Below are 20,527 nucleotides of genomic sequence, written 5' to 3'. Positions count from 1 at the left end.
TTTTGAAATATGAGGATTATAGTATAGATGAATCGGAAAACAAATGGACTACTATCTATAACAGTAGTCCATTTGTAGAAATTAAACTATCAATACATTTATTGCTTAACAGCTTTAATTGTTTTTATGAGCTTATTACTTTCTACATCTATTACCTGAATAATATACATACCTTTTTGCCATCTGTGCCCTAACTCAATCACCTCGTTGCTAGTAGAATGTAGTTCTTCAAGTACCCTGCCTCTCATATCAGTTATTCGGATGAATACATTATTTTTCCCTGACTGTACATTGAGATTGGTTCTCTCAGAAAAAGGATTGGGTGATAAAACAGGTTGTGAAAACAGATCTGTTTCAGCACCTTGTATATCATCGGCACTTGCGATTCTTGCAGCACTCGCAGAAACTGAGAAGGTAACCCAATTAGACCAGACACCAGTTAAACCTTGTGCAGTAGCATTGCCTCTTACTCTTATGCGGTATTCACCACCAGCTTTAAGATAAGTATAAAAGTTTGTATAGTTAACCGTTGACGTTTTACTTGAAGTACTTATTGGTGCATTAGTCTTCTCAATTTCCCAATTATACTGATTAATCCCTGGCTGTGTAGTAGCATAAATAGTTAAACTTCTGCTTGTCCATGGGCTTGCTGGAAACTGCGTAAAATTCACAATCGGAGCTGTTTGAGTTGTAAAAGTGATATATCTCCATGCTGCAGGATCATTCGGATAAGAATTATTAATATAAGAACGTACTCTAACCCGATAAGTGGTATTAAATAATAAATTTATTATTTTGGGCTTATCTTTACTTACAAAAATACCTGTTGGTAATATAGCCCGGTGAGGTATATTAGTAGTATCATAATCTAAAGTAGCGAAATTGTCTCTACTGATTTGAAGATCAAAGCTAGTTTCCACATAATTAGGATCATCACTCACTGTAGGAAAATAAAGAAGTGTACCAACTTGGGTGGCATTGTTTGCAATGTTTGTTAACACATTGGTACGGGGAGGCAAAGTTACTGTAACTGGAATAACTGTACTCCAGTAACCCAACTGATTGGCATTTGCTGCACGTACACGAACATAGTATGTACCACTCGCATAGCCATATAAAAATTCTACTAACCGATGAGTTAGAGTTCCTACCGGATTATTTTTCCCTCCTATTGAATAGTAGGAACTGTTGGCCTTGAAAACATTTCCGCTTACACCAGGATGCGTGGTATTCAACCAATATCTTAATACTCCATTTCTTAAAAATGGAAGAGCAAACGGAGATGCAAAATTCGGATCATCGTCAATTTGGAATACTACATCAGTAGCATTTTCAACATGTCTTGACACTAACTTCATTGATCCCTTAGTAGTATTCAATGTTGCGGTAACATCCGGATCATCTATTGAAAATAATGCCAATGGATGAAGAGCATTATAAAATCTGTATATAAAATTAGAAGACAGATCATCTCCACTCCAGGAACCAACTATAGGACTGGAGCCAGTTCTACGTGGTCTTATCCTCACATAATAAGAAACTCCGGAACGCAAACCAGATACATCTGCCTGTAAATTCAGTATATTACCTGTAGTAGTAGTGCTGTAGGCAGGAGGCGTAGTAATAAAATCTCCATCCTCATCAAATTGCCAATCATAAACGTTAGCAAATGATACCAGAGAAGCTGTTAAAGGAGTAATGTATTTGTTTGCATATTGATTGTTAGTTGTAGCATCAACTCCATCCACAAGAGATAAATATGACAATCCTTCGGTTCTGAAACTAATGGCTGCTGAATTACCATACTTACTGGAAAGACCTCTGACATAGTAGATAGTATTAGGTAACAACTGGGCAGGAGTCCATGAATAAGAAATAGCACTATTTGTACTCTTGCCAAAGTTATAAGAAGTCTGTACGCCGGTTGTAAAATTGGCATTCGTAGCAATCTGGATACGAATCCGTTCTACAGATGATGCCGAGTTTCCAGTACTGGTAGATAATACTGTCAAGGTTGGAAGCAAACTCACTCCAGTGGCTCCATTAGCTGGGGCTGTGACGGTGAGAAAAGCGCCTGTTGTAAAGCTAATGGCTGCTGAATTACCATACTTACTGGAAAGACCTCTGACATAGTAGATAGTATTAGGTAACAACTGGGCAGGAGTCCATGAATAAGAAATAGCACTATTTGTACTCTTGCCAAAGTTATAAGAAGTCTGTACGCCGGTTGTAAAATTGGCATTCGTAGCAATCTGGATACGAATCTGTTCTACAGATGATGCCGAGTTTCCAGTACTGGTAGATAATACTGTCAAGGTTGGAAGCAAACTCACTCCAGTGGCTCCATTAGCTGGGGCTGTGACGGTGAGAAAAGCGCCTGTTGTAAAGCTAATGGCTGCTGAATTACCATACTTACTGGAAAGACCTCTGACATAGTAGATAGTATTAGCTAATAACGTGGTTGGAGTCCATGAATAAGAAATAGCACTATTTGTACTCTTGCCAAAGTTATAAGAAGTCTGTACGCCGGTTGTAAAATTGGCATTCGTAGCAATCTGGATACGAATCTGTTCTACAGATGATGCCGAGTTTCCAGTACTGGTAGATAATACTGTCAAGGTTGGAAGCAAACTCACTCCAGTGGCTCCATTAGCTGGGGCTGTGACGGTGAGAAAAGCGCCTGTTGTAAAGCTAATGGCTGCTGAATTACCATACTTACTGGAAAGACCTCTGACATAGTAGATAGTATTAGGTAACAACTGGGCAGGAGTCCATGAATAAGAAATAGCACTATTTGTACTCTTGCCAAAGTTATAAGAAGTCTGTACGCCGGTTGTAAAATTGGCATTCGTAGCAATCTGGATACGAATCTGTTCTACAGATGATGCCGAGTTTCCAGTACTGGTAGATAATACTGTCAAGGTTGGAAGCAAACTCACTCCAGTGGCTCCATTAGCTGGGGCTGTGACGGTGAGTGTCTGGCTAAAGACATTTTGGTTGAATACCAAGCAAAGTGTCAATAAACAAAATAGTTGTAAGATTTTTTTCATAAGAATAACTAATTAAAATACCATAATATATGGGTACGATTATAAAATTAATAAGTTTAAAAGGTTTTATAAATTCAAAAATTATTATCTGGCACTCATTTGTATAGTTTTTTTGGAGTACTAGAATGTAAGTTATAGTTAATTATTTAAGCATTGAAATTGTAAACTATTTTTGTTATTAGAAAACAATTATCATTAGCTATACATCATCGTTTTCAACCAACGTCCGTTGAATCCAACTCATTAGTTCTGAGTAACAAGCCTCGGGAGTCAAATACTGTTTAATATAATCCAAGGCAGCTTTTTCATACGAAAGAATAATATTTCTATTATTTAAGAGATCAACCATTTCTTCGCCTAATTTTTCAGGAGGCACACATACCAAAGTGTCCATTACATCTGGAAGCCCTTCGCATCCAGTTGGAGTTGTAACTACACATTTGCCAAATGAGAGTGCATCTACTGTTTTTATTTTTAATCCAGAACCAAATCTCACCGGATTAATTACTAATGTAGCTTGCTGATAAAATGGTTGTAAATCATCTATTCTTCCTAAAACCTCTATATGCGGATGAATTATATTCATTTGCCGGGTAACAGAACCACAAATCATAAGTTTTACACTTGGTATTCTCTCAATTATAAAACTAAGATGTGTACCAATAAAATACTCCAATGCATCTTTATTATGCTCAGATGAAGAACCAACGAATAAAAGGGTTGGATTATTGGTAAATATATGAGAAGTATCTTCATTCACCGGTCTTGCAATGGCAGGATGTAAGGCTGTAATCACTTTTTTCTCAGGAAAATATTTTTTAAGAACAGCCGCCTCATCAAATTGAATAGCTATTAATGCATCATATAGTTTTAAAAGGTTTATTTCGTCCTCTATTCGTGCACTGGCTAATTGCATCTGATTTAAATTTACATTAATCTTATCTGTTTTTTCGTCAAGTTGTAATTTATATAAGTCGTGAGTATCTATGATTACAGGTATATTAAATTTATGAGCAATTGCAGTACTTAAGACTGAGTTTACAATTTTTTGGCAAATAATTAATGAAGGTTTATTAGAAAGGCAAATTTTATATAAAGCATAGGCAGCAAGTACATTATATTTTCCTAAAATATTATCTGTATATTCAGCAAGATGCTTTCTATAAAACAGATTAAAATAAATAGTGTATATTTTTGCATAAATAAACTTAAATAGCTTTCCTCCAGGTAGGGTATAATTGCCTGCATACCATATATTATCAAATACTGAAAAAAGGGCAGAGATTTCCGGCTTATATTCTGGCATTACTAGCCCCACTCTATACTCTTTTCTTAAAAAGCTAACCATCGAATATATACGTTGATTTGTCCCTGTATCTGGTGGATAGGGAATTTTATGCATATATATGATAATTAAAGGCTTCAACTACTATATAAGTTTTGGGTTAATTAAAATAGATAAACCCTTTATTTATTCAGGCTAACTAACCCAGCCAAATATCCTACCCTGGCATGCACCATACATTTAAACCAGAATAGTTCAGGCTCTTTCACTGATCGTAGTAAGTAAAAAATATGACCCGGATTACGTAAAAATCCATAGATATAATAAATCAATTTTTTTGACCATGCTATTAAAGAAGGTTTATCAAGCATACGCCACATCAGTGCCTCAGAATATCCTTCCCAATAACTACGCTTAATAAACCATTCATGGTTTAATCTCTCTGTCGAAATATAATGGTCTACGCTAATGTCAGGATCATAGTAAACCTGATATGTTAGTTTCTTTATCTTCTCAATGGCTGCTATATCTCCACCTGATAATAACTTACTTCCCTTCCTGTCTAATCCTGGTAAAAATCCCCCAATCTGTACTAAAGCAGCTTTTAAAAAAGCCATATTTGCGCCTACTAAAAAATCTCGACCCTGCAGAAAACGCTTTTGACTTCCATAATTGATCATAGAAACCGCACCTTCGAATCTTTTGGTCAACCAATACGGCTTATCTCCTTCCCATACAGGCAGTACGGGGCCTCCTACTACTCCAGGCTGAGGAATTACGTTAGAAAAAGCTTCTACAATTTTCTCTGCCCAATATTTATGTGTTACCGTATCATCATCCAGATAAGCTATATATAATCCCCTGGCTTCTTTCAAACCTCTATTTCTTGCTTCATTTAATCCTGGTGTACTTTCATATATATAACTCAGATTTTTGATCAGAGGTAAAATCCGGTATATTACTTCCCGGGTAGTATCAGTAGATGCATTATCTATTACAATTATTTCAAACATCTCATTAGCTAAAGATTGTCCTGATAAACTTTCTATACATTTTTCTAATTTACCTACCCGGTTATAAGTCGGTATTATGACTGAAAGTATCATATTCTTAGCTCGTATATTTAAATATGCAACTATTGATTAGCTATGAGTACAAACCGATTTCTCACCGGCTTATGTAAAATAGTTAAAAATAATTTCAAAAATATGCAGTTTTTTTGTATTTGGCACATTGGTAAATTAACCCCTTCCCGATAATTTATCTATAAAAAAACGTATGATCCGCTTAGTCAGCAATGGGTCGATATTTCTGCCCATTTTCCAAACACGTAATAAATTTCTAAACGCACGCATAGTTAGAGGACTTTGAAATGCAAGTTCCCACCTGCTTCCAAGACTACTGTTTTTCAAACTTACGGGGTCTATAGGTACTTGGACTGCTATAAATTGCAATACCTGGTAAAATTCAGCAAGTTCTTTCAAATCCATATAAGAGACATGCCTGGTTGTTTGTGTGTGTTTTCGAAAGTAATTAAGAGGTTGAGCTACATATACAACATCAGAAATCAATAAAATCTTAACCCATTGTAACCAGTCGCCTGTTAATTTCAGGCTGCTATCCGCTGGTCCCGCTTTGAGATACATTGCCTTACGGAAAACCACAGCACTTGCATTAAAAATCATATTATGCAGGATTAAATACTTGCTGCACTCTTCAGGACCTGTATTAAAGAAATCGGTTTTCCACCTTTCTCTTACTGACCGCTCAACCCAGTTAATACCAGAATGCAAAACAGTGTCTTGCTCATCAACAATCCACGATTGGCAATAAGCAATACCTGCAGTAGGATACCTTTCCAGACGACCAACTAGAGTTTCCAGTAAAACCGGGTCAGCCATATCATCACTTTCTGCAATCCAGATGAACTCCCCTTTACCCATTTCAACCCCCTTATTCCATTGGTAAAAAGTACTACCGCTGTTCTGTTCATTAAAGACTACTTCTATACGCTTATCCTGCTGGGCATACAATGCAATAATATCGCGGCTGTTATCCCTAGAATAATCATCTATAATAATCAGATTAAAATCCTGATAGGTTTGATCCAGTACACTCCGGATGCGTTTATCAAGGTAGGAAGCATGATTATAACTGGGAATAATTACAGTAACCTTAGGCATGCTTTATAATATGTAATGATAAATAAATTGCTATTTGTACTTGAAAGCTATGAACATACTAAAAAATAGGATGAGCCTTTTACATTATAGCATAAAAATGAGTATTTGCTTTTGGAGTCTACTTTATCATAGTATATCTTACTTGGGAGATCTTTTTTTAACAAAGCGAATTGGAATATTTGTTCTTATGAAGTTTTTGATTAAGCGCATGAGTACGATCTGTGATGTTGAGTGATCTGCTTTGCTTAGATTCCGATAAATAGCAAAATTGATTCTAAATGGAATAGCCCCTAATTTATTAACATCTTGCCATATATTTACAAAGGAACTGATTATACGTTTTCTTATATCTGGTTTTATTAAAAAATGTCTGCTCATACTTAAAAGAATTTCACTTAATTCTTTAATACTTATATCGGGCTTATATGTCACCTGTGTGTTAGTATTTGATTGCAAATCGTAAGGGCCAGATAATTTAGAAACAAACAAAATATCCCCATATAAAAGTATATGACTGTATAATAGCCATTTACTGTTTAAAGAACTATTGAGATAAGCTCTACTTGCTGCTTTGTAAACATTTTTATCAAATAACACAGTATCAGGCGCCGGAAGATTATTGTTTACAAATAATAATTTTTTAACTATCCGTTCACCGTTTTTATAAAAGCTATCGCTCCAGTTTGTTTCATCTTTATAACCCGCATATCCATTCCAATTGCACAAACCACTATTTCTTCCCCCCAAATAATAGATCAAGCCTGTATGGGAACACCTTGTTAAATACCCAATTACATCTGCAAGAAAAGTATTGTCTAAAAAATCCGGTGTATCAACCAGCCATATGTATTCTCCTTTTGTTTGCTCTATTGCCTTATTTAATTGCTCCCTTATATCCTTGGTATCTTGCTCATGATAGATTATTTTTATTTGTTTCTCTTGCAAGGCATAATTTTCTATAACTTTCCGGCTATCCTCAGTCAAGCAAGGGTTTATTATTAGTACTTCAAAATAAGGATACGTTTGATTAAATACTTGTTTAAGTAGTAATGATAGATTATTAATTTGAGCATTTTCAGGAATAACTATAGAAAAAAAAGGCTTTTTCGTATTAAAATGCGTGAAATTACTTTGTGTTATAAGGTTTAAGTTATGATTCTGGTGAGAAAAAATTAAGGGAATTGATTTTTCTATCTTATTAATTTCTAATAGAACAGATACATTTCCTTTTTGATAATATTGATTCAGTTTCTCTAAATAGTCCATACTTTTATAGTATAGATCTGTTTCTAGAATACTATGAATATTTTCCCAACAAGCCAGGCTACGGTTCAGATCTCCATATTTTTGAAGCCATTTTTTACTTAAATTGAAGAAAAGAGAGGATACATATAAAATATATTCTTTGCGGTGATAAGCAAGCAAAGTTTTGAGTATTTTTCTGTAAACCATCTCTTTGTCCAAGAATGACTTTTTAGTGTCAAACCCTTTCTGGCTAATGCTTTCACCTTCATGTCTCCTTAAGAAACAATCCGGCTCTACATGCATTTGTTTTACATAAACAAATTTTGCACATAAGGTTCTTACATGTAATTCATAATCCTGCAGGAAAGGCAAGTCTTCATCAAAGCCTCCAATTTTGAGTAAAGAAGTTCTTCTATAAATTGGGCAGCTCGTTTGCCATAGGGCATCTAAGCGTAGAAATCTTGCTAAATCATCCTCTCTTTCATTATCTATATTCCATAAAATATCCATATCTCCCGGCCGGTTTTTAAATAGAAGCATAGGAAAAACCATAAAGTCCACATTGGCAAGATCGCTTATATGGGTGAACCTGCGTTCCAGACAGAACGGAGCAAGCAAATCATCAGAATCTAAAAAGATCACATATTCTCCGCTGGCATGTTCTAATCCGATATTCCGGCAAACAGGAGCCCCTTTTGGGTGTCGGTTTCTTTTCAAGACTTTGATTCTGGCATCCTCTTTAGAAATTTTTTCTACCAGCTCCATTGATCCATCTGTGGAACCATCATCTATAATTAATGCTTCCCAATGCAAATAGGTTTGAGACTGCACAGAACTAATAGTTTGGGCCACTAACGCTACTCTATTATATAAGGGGATAATAACAGAAATATCAATTTTAGGCATGAGCAATTTCTAATGCTAAAATGAGTTTAAAACCAATAGCGGTAGCATAATGATTTTCTCCTGATTGGGCATATAAGTTATCAACTGTCATTAAAAAGTCCAGCAAATACTTATCTTTCTGCTCATTGAAATTAGAGATAATATCATTTAATGCCAGATGATAAACAGTTACTCCTGTAAAAATTATTTCAGCCTGCGGAAAATACTTTTTTATAGATGGATTAATTCTTGAAGAATCTGCTGCTTCTGAGGGGTCCATAGCTATCATATGCTCAATGGTAGGCCGGGTAATGGTTCTGCTAAGGAAGGCAGGCTGTTTACTACCGGGATGTATCACCCTTTTCAAACGAGTTAGTAATGAGCCTTTAGTTACTGCATACGGATTTTTAAAGTATTTTTCTGGCAAAGCCATACGTAACTGGTTCACAATTTCAAGCATTGTATCTGTCCACTGAAACCTGGAAGGCCCACATAATCATCCATATAAAACATGCCCCCTTCTTCTAAAACATGATGGCTCCATTTTACGGCTTCTTCGGTATCCATCATATGGTGCAAAGCTTTATTCCAGTGTACAAAATCATAGGAAGCTTCCCTGGTTTCTATTTTCAACGCATCACTTTCAATAAAATTCACTTTGGCCTCTATACCTAATTGTTGTGCTAATTTACGGCCTGCCTTTATCCTTTCCTCTGCTAATTCATATAATGTAAACTCCTCTAATAGCCCTTGTTGAATCAGGTTCATTTCCTTATTTCCACTTCCGCATCCTACTGAAATACCACGTTTATATGTTCTACCCTTTGAATGCTCTTTAGCCAGGTTGATTAAACCCTGTGAGAATCCGTTACAGGCCACCCCTGATACTTTCTTATTAATAGTGCGGATAATATGAGGACTTTGCCACCACCTCACCCATTGTCCATTAGGAGTCTTAATTGCTTTCTTAGACCAGAAATCATTTATTTTATTTTTTATTAATTCATCCATTTTTCGAATTCTGCTTAATAAACGCTGCTATTTACTTCTTTGTACAGAAGTAAATGTCCTCTTTTATAAATCCATACTTAAAAATTTCATTTTCAGTAAATGTATCTACATACTTGTCTTTTTTTACCTTAAAGCCTGCTTTTTCTAAACGTTCAGCATAATCTTTTCCATACAAGCGTACATGATCCCGCTGGCCAAATGCTTTTTCTCTATCCTCAGGACTTATTATGGAAAAATCTTCATAGGTATGCTCTCTGGAAGTATCTAAAGGTACCTGTAAAATGGCCCATCCCGATTCTTTGAGTACTCTTCTTAGCTCACTCATGGCTTTAATATCATCAGGTATATGCTCAAGTACATGGCTGCATAAAATCACATCAAAGGTATTGTCTTCAAGTTTGATATCCGTAATATCTATATCTATTGTCCCTGTAGGATATGCATCCTCGTAACCTTCTCCAAATTTAGCGCAAGGAACATAGTCAATATTAGAATATGATTTAAATTTTTTAAAAAACAAAGGCTCAGGAGCTACATGCAATACCTTAATTTTGTCTTTAAATAAATTTGTTTTATTTGTCAGGTACATCCATAATAAACGGTGTCTTTCAAAAGAATGGCAGCCAGGACAAATAGCATTTGGCCTTTTTTTAACGCCAGCAGGTAAGAAAGTAATATAATTTTTATTACAGCAAGGACAGCTCACATTGTTTCCTGCAAATGCTTTTTCTTTTCCATAAGTAATCAGTTCTTTTTTTATACTTTTTGGAAGTAATCGTTGTATTATCTTCTGCATCAGAATACCCATATCATTTTTTTATAACAAGCTGTTTTAGCAATTCATTCAATTTTGAAATATGTTGTTGCATAGAGAAGCTTTCGCTGACAAAGCGTCTTCCCTGCTCACCTGTCTGTTTAGCCAGCGGACGATCTTTTGCTAATCTAATCATGCAATGGGCCATTCCTTTTATATCTTTTTCTTCTACCAGAAAACCTGTTTTGCCATGAACAATTGCTTCTTTGATACCCGCATGGCAGGTAGCTACAACAGGCAAACCAGCTGCTGAAGCCTCCAGAATAGCTACTGGTGTCCCTTCCGAATCTCCATTTTCGGCCACAATCGAATGCTGTATAAAACAGAATGATTTTTCAAACAGTTTACAGGTTTCTTCATGAGAAAGTGCACCAGTAAACTCAATAGCATGACTGATCCCTAAGCCGGTGGTTATATTTTTACAAATAGGCAACAATTCACCGTCACCTATCATCGTTAACCTGGCTTCTGGTATTTGTTTAAGAACTTCTGCAAATGCCATTACAGTTAGGTAAGGGGCTTTTTTTTCAACAAATCTACCAACAGCTAAATAATTAATCTTTTCAAAGTTTGAATTAAGATAAAAAAAAATATCTCTTGGGCCATAACAATTGTAAATGACTTTGGCCCGTGGAGCGCCTAATTTTAGCAGTTGCTGTTCCATATCCCTGGATACCACAATAATATAAGACGCATATTCAAACATTTGGCGGTAACGGCTTTTATATTTTTCTAAAATACTATCTACCCAGGCATCGAAGCCATGAAAATGCACAATCAATGGAATTCCTGCTAACTGGCATACTGGAAACACTTCTGCACCTGTAGGGCCAAACTCAGCTAATACTGCTTCGATATGGTGTGTTTTCAAATAATTATATAAAGCACGCTTTCTCAAATATCCAGGTTCTTTACCAAGAATACGGGAATAAACTATCTTTTTTGCAGTAGTTACTATAGAAGTAGAAATAAGTGGCACATCGTCTTGTGTATGAGCAGGAAAAAACACACCATATAAATAGCTGATTTTAGCCTCCAGCAATTCTTTATGAGCCTGAATAAAAGTGGTAGAATACGGATTTTTCTCGGGTGCTATAATGGCTAAACGTATCATTTTTGCAGCATTCTTCACAGAGTTACCTCTATATAATTACAATCTTACGGCTTTTACTAAAGCTAACCAATTATTAAAGGCATAAGTGAGATTGTTCTCTTTAAGAAGTTCAAACAACCATTTGTCGAAGCTGTGCTTTATGTATTTTTCCGGCTATATAGGAATAGCCTTTTCCCTATATGGTATAGTCGCCGACGCAAAATTTTACTTTTATTAGATTTTATCTTGAAAATAATATATTCATACACTATTTCTATATACATAGAAAAAGGTAATCGCTTTTTATATAAGTGAAATAATTCTTCTTTCATACGCATGCTATCTCCCCTTCTACTATTTTCAAACGTTTTTGTGCCGGGTATAAATCTAAAATTCCCCCAGACTTCGTCAAAATAAAAAAAATGAGCTATACGGCTGGCTTTAATAAAAAAATGAAAATCCATCAGATAATGGTCATCCAATTCATACATACCAATACTCTCATGTAGCTTTTTATGGTAGAAATAGCAGGTGGGATTACCAGGATAAATATTTCTTTTCCAGAATTTCAATACATTTTTCCGGCAAATTTTTTCTGTAAATTGTACTTCTATTACCTGATCTGACTCATTAAGTACATTTAATTTTCCTATCAGAATGGAGGGAACAGGAAAAACCTGTGTTTGTATCAGTTGGATAATTCTATTCAAAACACCGGGGTCATAAAAATCATCGGCATTTAAAAAGCTTATATATTGCCCTTTAGCTATGCTAATTCCCTTGTTCATGGCATCAGACTGACCCTGGTCTTTCTCTGAAATCCATCGGATATGTGGATATAGAGTTGCATACTTACCAATAATTTCTACCGTTCCATCTGTAGAACCTCCATCTACAATAATATGCTCTACTTCTTTACAGCCTTGTGCCAGTACATTTTCGATACAAAGGCCGATAAAATTCTGGGCATTAAATACAGGGGTAATAATTGATAAATCAACTTTCTGCTGTTTCATCTGAACTTATCTACTTGAATGAAAGCCTGTTCCTTGTGAGAATTGCAAACTTAAATAATGAACTGCTGCTTGTCTGTATCAAACCGGATTAAAGGTGGTACTTCAAATAAGGCTTGATAGGAATCATGCAGATACGTATTTAACTTTAACAAAGGAATGTAGTGGGTACATTTTCTATAAAGTTTTATAGACCGAAGCACTTTTTTATCCTCCTCGCTCAGTTCAATTTTATTAATGATAGTACCTACCTCAGATAAATATTCGCTAAAATTATTTCGGGATAATTGATTCTCCTTCCGCACCCGGAATCCCCCGATTAAGGCTTGGGTAAAATACAAGGTATCTTTCTGGAAAAAGCGCATCCATAATTCAAAGTCACCTGCCAGCCGGTATTCCTGCGAAATGTATCCTCCGGCAGCTTCCCATAAACTGCGACGCCAATACGTAGATTCCTGCTGAATAAACGCAAACGGGGTTTTCCGGTAATCTTTTAAATAATAATTGTACTTTGACTTCAATGGCGGCTGAGTAGTATACGTAGTTCTGCCCATCTCATCAAATATAGTAGGTAAACCTTGCACCCAGTTAACTTGTGCTATATTAGAAAATATATCAGCAAGCGTAAATAGCGACAATTTATGGAGCATATCATCTGAATTGAGCCATCCCATTATCTCTCCCGTACTTTTTGAAAGCCCCTTGTGAAGTGCAAAATACAAGCCTTGATCAGGTTCAGAAATCCAATAGGCCAGGTGTTTTTCATACTTTTTTATAATATCCACTGATCCATCTGTACTACCGCCATCTATAATAATATATTCCAGATTGGGATAGTTCTGATCCAGAATAGATTTAATTGTAAATTCAAGATAGTGGGCTTGATTGAAAGACGGAGTTATGATTGAGATTTTAGGGAAAGCCAAGGAAAATCAACGGTAAGTATTAGAATCAAAAATAGTTGAAGTACTAGGAATAAAAAAAGCATCACATTGCCAGAAAGCCTGGTCTTTTTTACGGCGCATAATGTCTACTATATCATATAAACGGAATCCTTTCTCCTGCATTAGCCTGCACATTTCCCAAAACAAGAGAGAACCCGACGCAATCTGAAAACCATAACATTCTATAATTACTAACTGTGCTTGCTTGAGTGTATTGTCTGCTCCAATGAGTATAGGAACTTCATAGCCATGGGTATCGAGTTTTAGCAAATAAGGTCCTTTTAACTTTAATCTTTCTATTTCTCCATCAATAGTAGTAACTGGTATGCTCCTGTAATTTTTTTGAGTAGCAGGATCAGCAATGCCGCTTCCATCCAGATCATCTGTTACGGAAAACGGAATTTCACCTGGTTTATCTCCTGCGGCTGCTTTCACTATATGAATGTTACGGTTGACAGCAGCAAAAGCTGCCAAAACCTGCTCCCTTTCCAGTAACGGTTCAAATAGTACATATTCCGCTTCAGGCCAGAGTGTAAGTGCTTTTTTTGTCCAGTCTCCGCTTGCAGCGCCTACATCTATAATGGTAGCTGGTTGAATGCTAGTTTGTTTTCCCCGAGTCATTCCGGCATACATACTATCAATGGGATTTGCATGAGAGTTAACCTGCTTTTGGGGTATCCTGCTGATCTGCAAGCCAAATTGCTTTAATATTTTATTTACTCGCCGCTTTATCATGAATTTAGTATTTTCTATGTTCAAACAACTACATGTGAGTTAAATTAATAGTGTTTTTTCTAGTAAAGGTACGGGTTACTTTTAGGTAGCCAATCAAAGGCAGCAGATATCTATTATTAAGAAATAAATAAACACTTATATAAATTACAAAATCAGGGAAATATTTCTTTTGAGGAAATGAAATGGATAAAGTAAAAATTTTCCTAGTTTAAAGGAAGTTGAATGCATTACTTTAACTCTGCCTTCATTATATGCTTCTTTTCTTATTAAGTTAATTTTATTTTTATAGATATCATCATAATCCATTTTAAGATCAAAAGCAAGTTGTTTATGTCTCTTTAATTGGTCAAAATGGCTAAAGTCATTAACTTTGCCTAAATGAAAATAATTTCCCGGAATATTAAAGCATATATTTAATTCTTGCGGGCTCATTTCCAATGCAAAACCCATAATTGGTTTATAGCATTCTTTTGCAGAAATCATAAACTCTGAACGTACTTTATTTTTGTTTCTTAGTCCATATAAATCACAAACAAAGTCAAATTTTGCAAGTTCCTTATTTGATTTTTTAATTATTTCTGGAATAATTTCGTAATGATTATCATAAATCGATGAAGATCCATTTAAGAGACTGAATTTAAAAGTTCTTTTTCCCATGAGTAAATTAACCTGGTAGTTGTTTGTTGTTTTACTAAAATGTGTTCCTACATCTCCAAAGTTAGTTGTGAATGAGATTCTGGGATAAACAAAGTATTTTTTATGTACAACCATGTATTTATAGAAATACTTTTTCCAGGAGGAAGAAGGCCATCTATGAATGACTAAGTCCGGTAATTCATCATTATCATTAATTTCAGCATCTTCCTTTTTAAGGAAGTTACTGAAACCATTCCATTGATTTCTAGTAAAAAATTGCCCTATTGAGGATGGTATTTGCATAAAATAAGTATCATAGCCATCTTCTATTGGAGTAAAAGGAGCATTTGTATGCTCATTAAAATCATAAGCGTATAAAGATATACCACTAATTTCCTCGTAATCTTTGTAAAATTTATTTGCTTGCTTAGTAAAATCATAAAAATAAGGTGATACAAATAAATCATCTTCTAACATAATGACATTATCATATTCATAGGTTAGATCTCCACAACTTATAACATGTTTTCTTAATCCTAGATTTTCAGGATGCACTATTACTCTTTTATCACCAAAAGGCCATTTAAACTCTTTCGCCACTTGTTCTACTTGATCAGAATCACTTTTATCAATACTGATAATTAAAGGAATATTTTTATCCTCAAAATATGCTGATTCTAAAGATGAGAGAAGTCTTCTTAATGCGTTAGGGCGATTATATGCTATTACTATAATTGCAATACTTTTATTCATTATGTTATTTGAATATGACCCTTATAAAGGGCATTTTACTGTGATTATTTCTATTCTGTTTGATTTTTCTTTATCAAGTATTTTAATGGACATTTTCTTATATCTTCGATATATGAATGAATAAAACGCTTGTATTTCAGCAAGTAACAAGAAACCTGAGCGAACCTAAAGCTTTGATTAGAAGTTTTCAATATTTTTACTTTGTTTATCTATTTAAAAATAGGGCAATAAACTCAAACCTTGCACCATAGTTTTCATATGGATTTCTTAGGTTCTACTAGCCAGTTAAATCAAATAAATAGCCTTTTCTAATTAGGTAAAGTATAGCAGACAACATTGATGATTTAAAACTATACAACCGGGTTTCAATTCTCAAAATATTCCACTATATATTCCTATACCCTGGTATATTTTTGAATAATAATGTAGGCAATACTGCAAAAGCGCTACTCAAGTATTGTACATTATTTTTAATCATCTGAATCCATTATATTTCATTCATTTCTATATAGCGGTAGCTTTAAAATCACTCTCTCTTCTCAATGATTGAAGGGATTATGCTTGTAACAACTCCTGTTACTTATAATAATGTCAATCCAGGTAACCATAAATAATTACCTTCTGGTTGAAATAAGTCTAGCTAGATAAAGGTATTTTAATACTAAGACCCATTCCATAAAGCAAGGGTATTACACTGAGCATCATCAAAATGTTATTTACTATATCCTTATTATTTTTGATTTCTTTTAAATTTAAGTTCCCAGAAGTAACTTAAGTAAATTCGTTTTTTCTTTTTCCCAACTTAAAAATTCCTTAATATACTCCCTACCAGCCAAACCCATATTTATTCGTAAAATTTGATTCTCTGCTAACAAAGCTATTTTTTCTGCCATTGCAACAACATCATATTCATTCACTAAAAACCCGGTTTTTGAATGAATGACGGCCTCAGGAATGCCAGAATGAAAAGTTGAAATAACAGGTAAACTATAAGACATTGCTTCTAAGATGGCAACTGGCATCCCTTCTTCATCACCTGTATCAGGACAGGTAATAGAATGCTGTAAAAATATATCCGCTTGTTGCATAAAATTTAATACCAACTCATTATCTAATGCTCCATGTAGAGAAACTTTTTCCTGTAACCTGAAAGCTTGAATATATTGTTTGACTGCCGGCAACAATTCGCCAGTACCAATAAAATCCAGATGAAGGTTTGGATGTATTTCCAGTGCCCTTCTGAATGAATCTAATAATAAAATAGGCGCTTTTTTTGCAACCATTCTACCTACAGCCAGGCATTTTATGATTGTATCTGTTTGAGTTTCTTTTCTAAATTCCGGAAGTTGCACTCCATAAGGTATCGTAAATAACTTTTCTGCTTTAATACCTATCTGTTTTAAGGCTTTCTTGCTGTATTCATTCATTAGAATTACTCCATCTACTTCATTCAATGCCAGGTATTTAATTCTCCATTCGTTACTTTTTAACCTAAGTGATACATCATACCCATGAGCATGTGCAAAAAACGGAATATTAAGTTTACGAGCTACACCAATATAATCCAGGCTAAAATCTAAGTATTCACTTAAAATTACGCCTACATTATTTGTAATTAAGAAATTCTCAATAATATCAATTACACTACTTCTTTTTACAGATTTATTCAAACCCATTTTATATAAAAAAGCATGATAAAGTTGCTTTTTTATAGTTGGTTTTTGATGTAGATTCTTCTTAAGGTCTTCGATAATGAGTACAGGGGCATTTACACTCCAGTGTCCACATAATGGAGCTTTATTTGATGAGGCAATTACTACTGTCTTTCCTGGTAGGAGATCTTGCATATGCCGCTGAATAAAGGTTTCTGAGCGTGCCCCAAGATTAGGCGCAATTATAGCCAGGTTTCTTTTCATTTAACTGCTACTCCCTGAATGCCGGTAATCATGGTGCTTTCTGTAAATTCTACCGGCTTTATATCTTTCCTGATTAGGTATTTTATTATTGGCTTTGCTATTACACCCACAGCTTTTCTCTTAAAAGCAGACATTTGTCTTCTCTTTGCCCATAATCCAAGCATCTGGGCAATACTGGCATCCCATCCACCTAACGCCTTCAACTGAATATTTCTGAATTTAGCATTTTGCAAACACCGGTTTAAGGCAAAAGGTGTATAGCGGTATTCATCATAAGGAACATCGTGTAATGGCCAAAGGAAGGGTACTGTAAAAAACAGGATTCCTCCAGGCTTTAATACCCGATTTATTTCTTCTAAGACTATATGTAAGTCAGGGCAATGCTCAAATACTTCTGTAGCCATGGCACAATCGATAGAAGCATCAGGTAAAGGTATCTTATTTCCATCCCATAGTAGATCGGCAACAGAACTGTTATAAAGATTATTTGCTTCTAAATCCAGACCTATATATTTGGTTACTTTTCCTTGGTCCATAATCAGAGACCTATAGGGCATTTGGCCACAACCTATATCCAGGAGTGTGCCGGAAAAAAAAGGCATGTTACTTTTTAGTGCCTCTAATATGGAGTTTCGCACCAAGTATACGTCCAGTGTTTGAGTAGTAAGAGGGATTTTTAAAAATATTTTAGCGGCTTTGGCCATACATTCTTGTAAAACTATGAAAACTTTGCCCGTAAGCGAAAAAAAACTGAGTAAAAGAACGGAAAATGTACTTGAAGAAATGTTTTTACTATTATCTTTCTGGATAAACTTTTATCAAAAGAACTATGTATAATACAATAATTTAAACTTTCTTTGATATGCTCGTTATTTAGCACTTTATTACTTATAAGTATATTAACTATTTCTTTATGAAAGTTTAATACTATCTCTCCAATCCTTTTACTATATTGATAGTTAAGATATTTGTTAATACAGATGTAAAAAAAAATCCTTGCATATAAATTATTCACTTGTTTTTCAATAGAAATCTGCTTTAACCAATTCTTTGACCATAATCCACCCTCATGGATGCGATACACACTCATTATTTCGTTTAAATAGCCAATCTTTCCGTATTTTGCATTGAGTATATGCAAAGACCAGTCACCAAATGCCAGTTTATAATACCATTCGGGAAAATCAAGGAATAATTTATTTCTAAAAACACATGACGCCGTCATGATAAAGTTTTTTTCTATTAAATCCTTAACCACAAACTCTGCCTTGCTATCTTTGGTAATTGCTAGATGTGATGGGCGTCCATCCTCATAATCATACCTTGCATTATGAAAACAAATAGCAAAATCAGGATGTGCTTCTAAAAAATCTACTTGTTTCTGTAGTTTGTGTGGACTAGTCCAATAATCATCTCCCTCTAATAATGCAATATATTTTCCTCTTGCATTTTTGATATTATTTACAAAGTTTAATCGGCCATTTATCCTCTTATAATCAGGTGGATAAGAATGGTAAAATACCCTTATTTTATCCGGATATTTGACTTCATACTGTTTTACAATTTCTCTGGTACCATCATTGGAATCATCTTCTCCAATTAGTACTTCAAAGTCAAAATCAGTTTGCTGCATCAGCACACTATCAATTGCTTGCGCAATAAATTTAACTTGATTATAGGTAATTATACTTACAGTCAGTTTCATACACACAGCCATTACAATCCTATCACATATCAGCTACAATGTTAGGGGCAGAGAAAATGAATTTAATAAATTTTTTGTTACTTATCCTGAGGCAGGTTTTTATTGAGATATTCCATGATTGCCTCAATAGTATCCAGTTCCTGGTATAAACTATCTGATATTTTAATAGCATACTTTTCTTCAATCAGAAAAAAAATAGTGGTTTTTTCCAGAGAATCAACGCCCTGTTTAGAGAGAGAAACATCTTTTAGTAAAGTTTCCGGATCAACAGAAGAAAGGTCTGCTTCTTTAATAATATCTTTTACTTGTTGAATTGTAACTCGCATATTAATTTAGTTTAATCTAGTTAAAATTGTACTGGCCCAGGAGAGTCCTACACCAAATCCACTGATTACTATATTTGTATAGGATTTATCTTGTAGCTTTTGTTCTATAATGATGGGAATGGAGGAAGAAACCGTATTTCCGTAATTCATAATATCAAAAGGTACTTTGTCTTTAGGTAAGTTCAAACGCTTAGTTAATGTATCTACAATGTACTTGCTCCCCTGATGAAAGATAAATACATCAATATCTTCCATTTGTTTATTGTTTTTTTCAAGTAATGCTTTAATATCTGCGGGTACATACCTGGCAGCAAAATTAAAAATAGCCCTGCCATTCATAGAGAGTTCATTGTTATTACATATCAGCTCTTTATTATCTTTGCCAATGGTACCCATATTGAATTTTCCGGTTATCAAAACAGGATTATTGCTTATTAGGGTAACCGTTGCTGCATCTCCAAACAATAAGGCAGTGTTTTTATCATTGGCATTAATAATTTTAGAATAAGGATCAGCTGTAAAGAGCAAGCCTTTGGTAAAACTATTGCTTTCCATCAGCGATTGAATTATAGACAAACCATAGACAAATCCGGAACATCCCAGAGAAATATCAAAGCAGGCACATTGCTCAGGTAATCCCAACTGTCCATGAATAATAGCTGAAGTATGAGGAATATTAGTATCCGGGTTTTGTGTAACTACAATTACGCACTCTACATCACTGGTATTCAACCCTGTTTTCTGCTGTAGTTTATTGAATGCCTTGACGCAAAGATCTGATGTATCTTCCTGCGAATCTTTTACTGCTACCTGTTTTACCCCTATTTTATCCTCAATAAAAGCATCATCTATCTCAAACAATTCTTTTTTTGCGTAGTTTGATGATCTGCCTGAAGGAATATATGAAGCAATTTCTTGTATACCTAACATAGT

Annotated in this window: 18 protein-coding genes; all 18 read right to left on the bottom strand. The window is 34.7% G+C overall.

Translation table 11 applies throughout. The features are described from left to right. Positions 1 to 98: 98 nt before the first annotated feature. The 18 genes from GXP67_RS24650 to GXP67_RS24565 all read right to left on the bottom strand — a co-directional run bounded on the left by GXP67_RS24650 (position 99) and on the right by GXP67_RS24565 (position 20,524). Positions 99 to 3,050 carry a T9SS type A sorting domain-containing protein gene (locus GXP67_RS24650; protein ID WP_162445587.1) on the bottom strand — a complete coding sequence of 984 codons (2,952 nt, stop codon included), beginning with the start codon at positions 3,048 to 3,050 and terminating at the stop codon, positions 99 to 101. A 199-nt stretch (positions 3,051 to 3,249) separates the two neighbouring features. After that, positions 3,250 to 4,452: a glycosyltransferase family 4 protein gene (locus tag GXP67_RS24645; RefSeq protein ID WP_162445586.1), complete on the bottom strand. Its 1,203-nt coding sequence runs from the start codon at positions 4,450 to 4,452 to the stop codon at positions 3,250 to 3,252. A gap of 65 nt (positions 4,453 to 4,517) precedes the next feature. Further along, positions 4,518 to 5,441, bottom strand: a complete 924-nt coding sequence (locus GXP67_RS24640; protein ID WP_162445585.1) for a glycosyltransferase family 2 protein — start codon at positions 5,439 to 5,441, stop codon at positions 4,518 to 4,520. A 135-nt stretch (positions 5,442 to 5,576) separates the two neighbouring features. Continuing rightward, the gene (locus GXP67_RS24635) at positions 5,577 to 6,518 is read right to left on the bottom strand and encodes a glycosyltransferase family 2 protein (protein ID WP_162445584.1); all 942 of its coding nucleotides are present in this window, start codon (positions 6,516 to 6,518) and stop codon (positions 5,577 to 5,579) included. A gap of 138 nt (positions 6,519 to 6,656) precedes the next feature. After that, on the bottom strand, positions 6,657 to 8,669 hold the full coding sequence (locus tag GXP67_RS24630) for a glycosyltransferase family 2 protein (RefSeq protein WP_162445583.1): 2,013 nt from the start codon (positions 8,667 to 8,669) through the stop codon (positions 6,657 to 6,659). Beyond that, positions 8,662 to 9,108: a hypothetical protein gene (locus GXP67_RS24625; protein WP_162445582.1), complete on the bottom strand. Its 447-nt coding sequence runs from the start codon at positions 9,106 to 9,108 to the stop codon at positions 8,662 to 8,664. Before GXP67_RS24625 ends, GXP67_RS24630 begins: the two co-directional genes overlap by 8 nt. Beyond that, positions 9,093 to 9,659, bottom strand: a complete 567-nt coding sequence (locus GXP67_RS24620; RefSeq protein ID WP_162445581.1) for a class I SAM-dependent methyltransferase — start codon at positions 9,657 to 9,659, stop codon at positions 9,093 to 9,095. The genes GXP67_RS24625 and GXP67_RS24620 overlap by 16 nt, the downstream gene beginning before the upstream one ends. A 31-nt stretch (positions 9,660 to 9,690) precedes the next feature. Then, complete coding sequence (locus tag GXP67_RS24615) at positions 9,691 to 10,455, bottom strand: class I SAM-dependent methyltransferase (RefSeq protein WP_197901561.1); 765 nt, start codon at positions 10,453 to 10,455, stop codon at positions 9,691 to 9,693. 13 nt (positions 10,456 to 10,468) lie between these two features. Continuing rightward, a complete protein-coding gene (locus GXP67_RS24610; RefSeq protein ID WP_162445579.1) occupies positions 10,469 to 11,605 on the bottom strand; it encodes a glycosyltransferase in 1,137 nt (378 codons plus the stop codon). Between the two features lie 119 nt (positions 11,606 to 11,724). Beyond that, on the bottom strand, positions 11,725 to 12,582 hold the full coding sequence (locus tag GXP67_RS24605) for a glycosyltransferase family 2 protein (protein ID WP_162445578.1): 858 nt from the start codon (positions 12,580 to 12,582) through the stop codon (positions 11,725 to 11,727). A gap of 50 nt (positions 12,583 to 12,632) precedes the next feature. Continuing rightward, positions 12,633 to 13,505 carry a glycosyltransferase family 2 protein gene (locus GXP67_RS24600; RefSeq protein WP_162445577.1) on the bottom strand — a complete coding sequence of 291 codons (873 nt, stop codon included), beginning with the start codon at positions 13,503 to 13,505 and terminating at the stop codon, positions 12,633 to 12,635. A 6-nt stretch (positions 13,506 to 13,511) separates the two neighbouring features. Then, positions 13,512 to 14,258 (bottom strand): FkbM family methyltransferase, encoded by a 747-nt coding sequence (locus tag GXP67_RS24595; protein ID WP_162445576.1) that lies wholly within the window; start codon positions 14,256 to 14,258, stop codon positions 13,512 to 13,514. A gap of 144 nt (positions 14,259 to 14,402) precedes the next feature. Continuing rightward, positions 14,403 to 15,647, bottom strand: a complete 1,245-nt coding sequence (locus GXP67_RS24590) for a glycosyltransferase (RefSeq protein ID WP_162445575.1) — start codon at positions 15,645 to 15,647, stop codon at positions 14,403 to 14,405. Positions 15,648 to 16,399: 752 nt separating this feature from the next. Further along, the gene (locus GXP67_RS24585) at positions 16,400 to 17,563 is read right to left on the bottom strand and encodes a glycosyltransferase family 4 protein (protein WP_162445574.1); all 1,164 of its coding nucleotides are present in this window, start codon (positions 17,561 to 17,563) and stop codon (positions 16,400 to 16,402) included. Further along, positions 17,560 to 18,165 (bottom strand): class I SAM-dependent methyltransferase, encoded by a 606-nt coding sequence (locus GXP67_RS24580; protein ID WP_197901560.1) that lies wholly within the window; start codon positions 18,163 to 18,165, stop codon positions 17,560 to 17,562. The genes GXP67_RS24585 and GXP67_RS24580 overlap by 4 nt, the downstream gene beginning before the upstream one ends. A gap of 116 nt (positions 18,166 to 18,281) precedes the next feature. Beyond that, the gene (locus GXP67_RS24575; RefSeq protein ID WP_162445572.1) at positions 18,282 to 19,268 is read right to left on the bottom strand and encodes a glycosyltransferase; all 987 of its coding nucleotides are present in this window, start codon (positions 19,266 to 19,268) and stop codon (positions 18,282 to 18,284) included. A 77-nt stretch (positions 19,269 to 19,345) separates the two neighbouring features. After that, positions 19,346 to 19,594: an acyl carrier protein gene (locus GXP67_RS24570; RefSeq protein ID WP_162445571.1), complete on the bottom strand. Its 249-nt coding sequence runs from the start codon at positions 19,592 to 19,594 to the stop codon at positions 19,346 to 19,348. A gap of 6 nt (positions 19,595 to 19,600) precedes the next feature. After that, the gene (locus GXP67_RS24565) at positions 19,601 to 20,524 is read right to left on the bottom strand and encodes a ketoacyl-ACP synthase III (protein ID WP_162445570.1); all 924 of its coding nucleotides are present in this window, start codon (positions 20,522 to 20,524) and stop codon (positions 19,601 to 19,603) included. Between the last annotated feature and the right edge of the window lie 3 nt (positions 20,525 to 20,527).

This window comes from Rhodocytophaga rosea (genome assembly GCF_010119975.1).
GTDB classification, from domain to species: Bacteria; Bacteroidota; Bacteroidia; order Cytophagales; family 172606-1; genus Rhodocytophaga; species Rhodocytophaga rosea.
This window is presented reverse-complemented; position numbering and strand designations above follow the sequence as displayed.

Excerpts from the sequence above, each read along its gene's own strand:
- GXP67_RS24650 (WP_162445587.1), bottom strand. The coding sequence starts at position 3,050 with ATGAAAAAAATCTTACAACTATTTTGTTTATTGACACTTTGCTTGGTA.
- GXP67_RS24645 (WP_162445586.1), bottom strand. The coding sequence starts at position 4,452 with ATGCATAAAATTCCCTATCCACCAGATACAGGGACAAATCAACGTATA.
- GXP67_RS24640 (WP_162445585.1), bottom strand. The coding sequence starts at position 5,441 with ATGATACTTTCAGTCATAATACCGACTTATAACCGGGTAGGTAAATTA.
- GXP67_RS24635 (WP_162445584.1), bottom strand. The coding sequence starts at position 6,518 with ATGCCTAAGGTTACTGTAATTATTCCCAGTTATAATCATGCTTCCTAC.
- GXP67_RS24630 (WP_162445583.1), bottom strand. The coding sequence starts at position 8,669 with ATGCCTAAAATTGATATTTCTGTTATTATCCCCTTATATAATAGAGTA.
- GXP67_RS24625 (WP_162445582.1), bottom strand. The coding sequence starts at position 9,108 with ATGCTTGAAATTGTGAACCAGTTACGTATGGCTTTGCCAGAAAAATAC.
- GXP67_RS24620 (WP_162445581.1), bottom strand. The coding sequence starts at position 9,659 with ATGGATGAATTAATAAAAAATAAAATAAATGATTTCTGGTCTAAGAAA.
- GXP67_RS24615 (WP_197901561.1), bottom strand. The coding sequence starts at position 10,455 with ATGCAGAAGATAATACAACGATTACTTCCAAAAAGTATAAAAAAAGAA.
- GXP67_RS24605 (WP_162445578.1), bottom strand. The coding sequence starts at position 12,582 with ATGAAACAGCAGAAAGTTGATTTATCAATTATTACCCCTGTATTTAAT.
- GXP67_RS24595 (WP_162445576.1), bottom strand. The coding sequence starts at position 14,258 with ATGATAAAGCGGCGAGTAAATAAAATATTAAAGCAATTTGGCTTGCAG.
- GXP67_RS24590 (WP_162445575.1), bottom strand. The coding sequence starts at position 15,647 with ATGAATAAAAGTATTGCAATTATAGTAATAGCATATAATCGCCCTAAC.
- GXP67_RS24585 (WP_162445574.1), bottom strand. The coding sequence starts at position 17,563 with ATGAAAAGAAACCTGGCTATAATTGCGCCTAATCTTGGGGCACGCTCA.
- GXP67_RS24580 (WP_197901560.1), bottom strand. The coding sequence starts at position 18,165 with ATGCCTTTTTTTTCCGGCACACTCCTGGATATAGGTTGTGGCCAAATG.
- GXP67_RS24575 (WP_162445572.1), bottom strand. The coding sequence starts at position 19,268 with ATGAAACTGACTGTAAGTATAATTACCTATAATCAAGTTAAATTTATT.
- GXP67_RS24570 (WP_162445571.1), bottom strand. The coding sequence starts at position 19,594 with ATGCGAGTTACAATTCAACAAGTAAAAGATATTATTAAAGAAGCAGAC.
- GXP67_RS24565 (WP_162445570.1), bottom strand. The coding sequence starts at position 20,524 with ATGTTAGGTATACAAGAAATTGCTTCATATATTCCTTCAGGCAGATCA.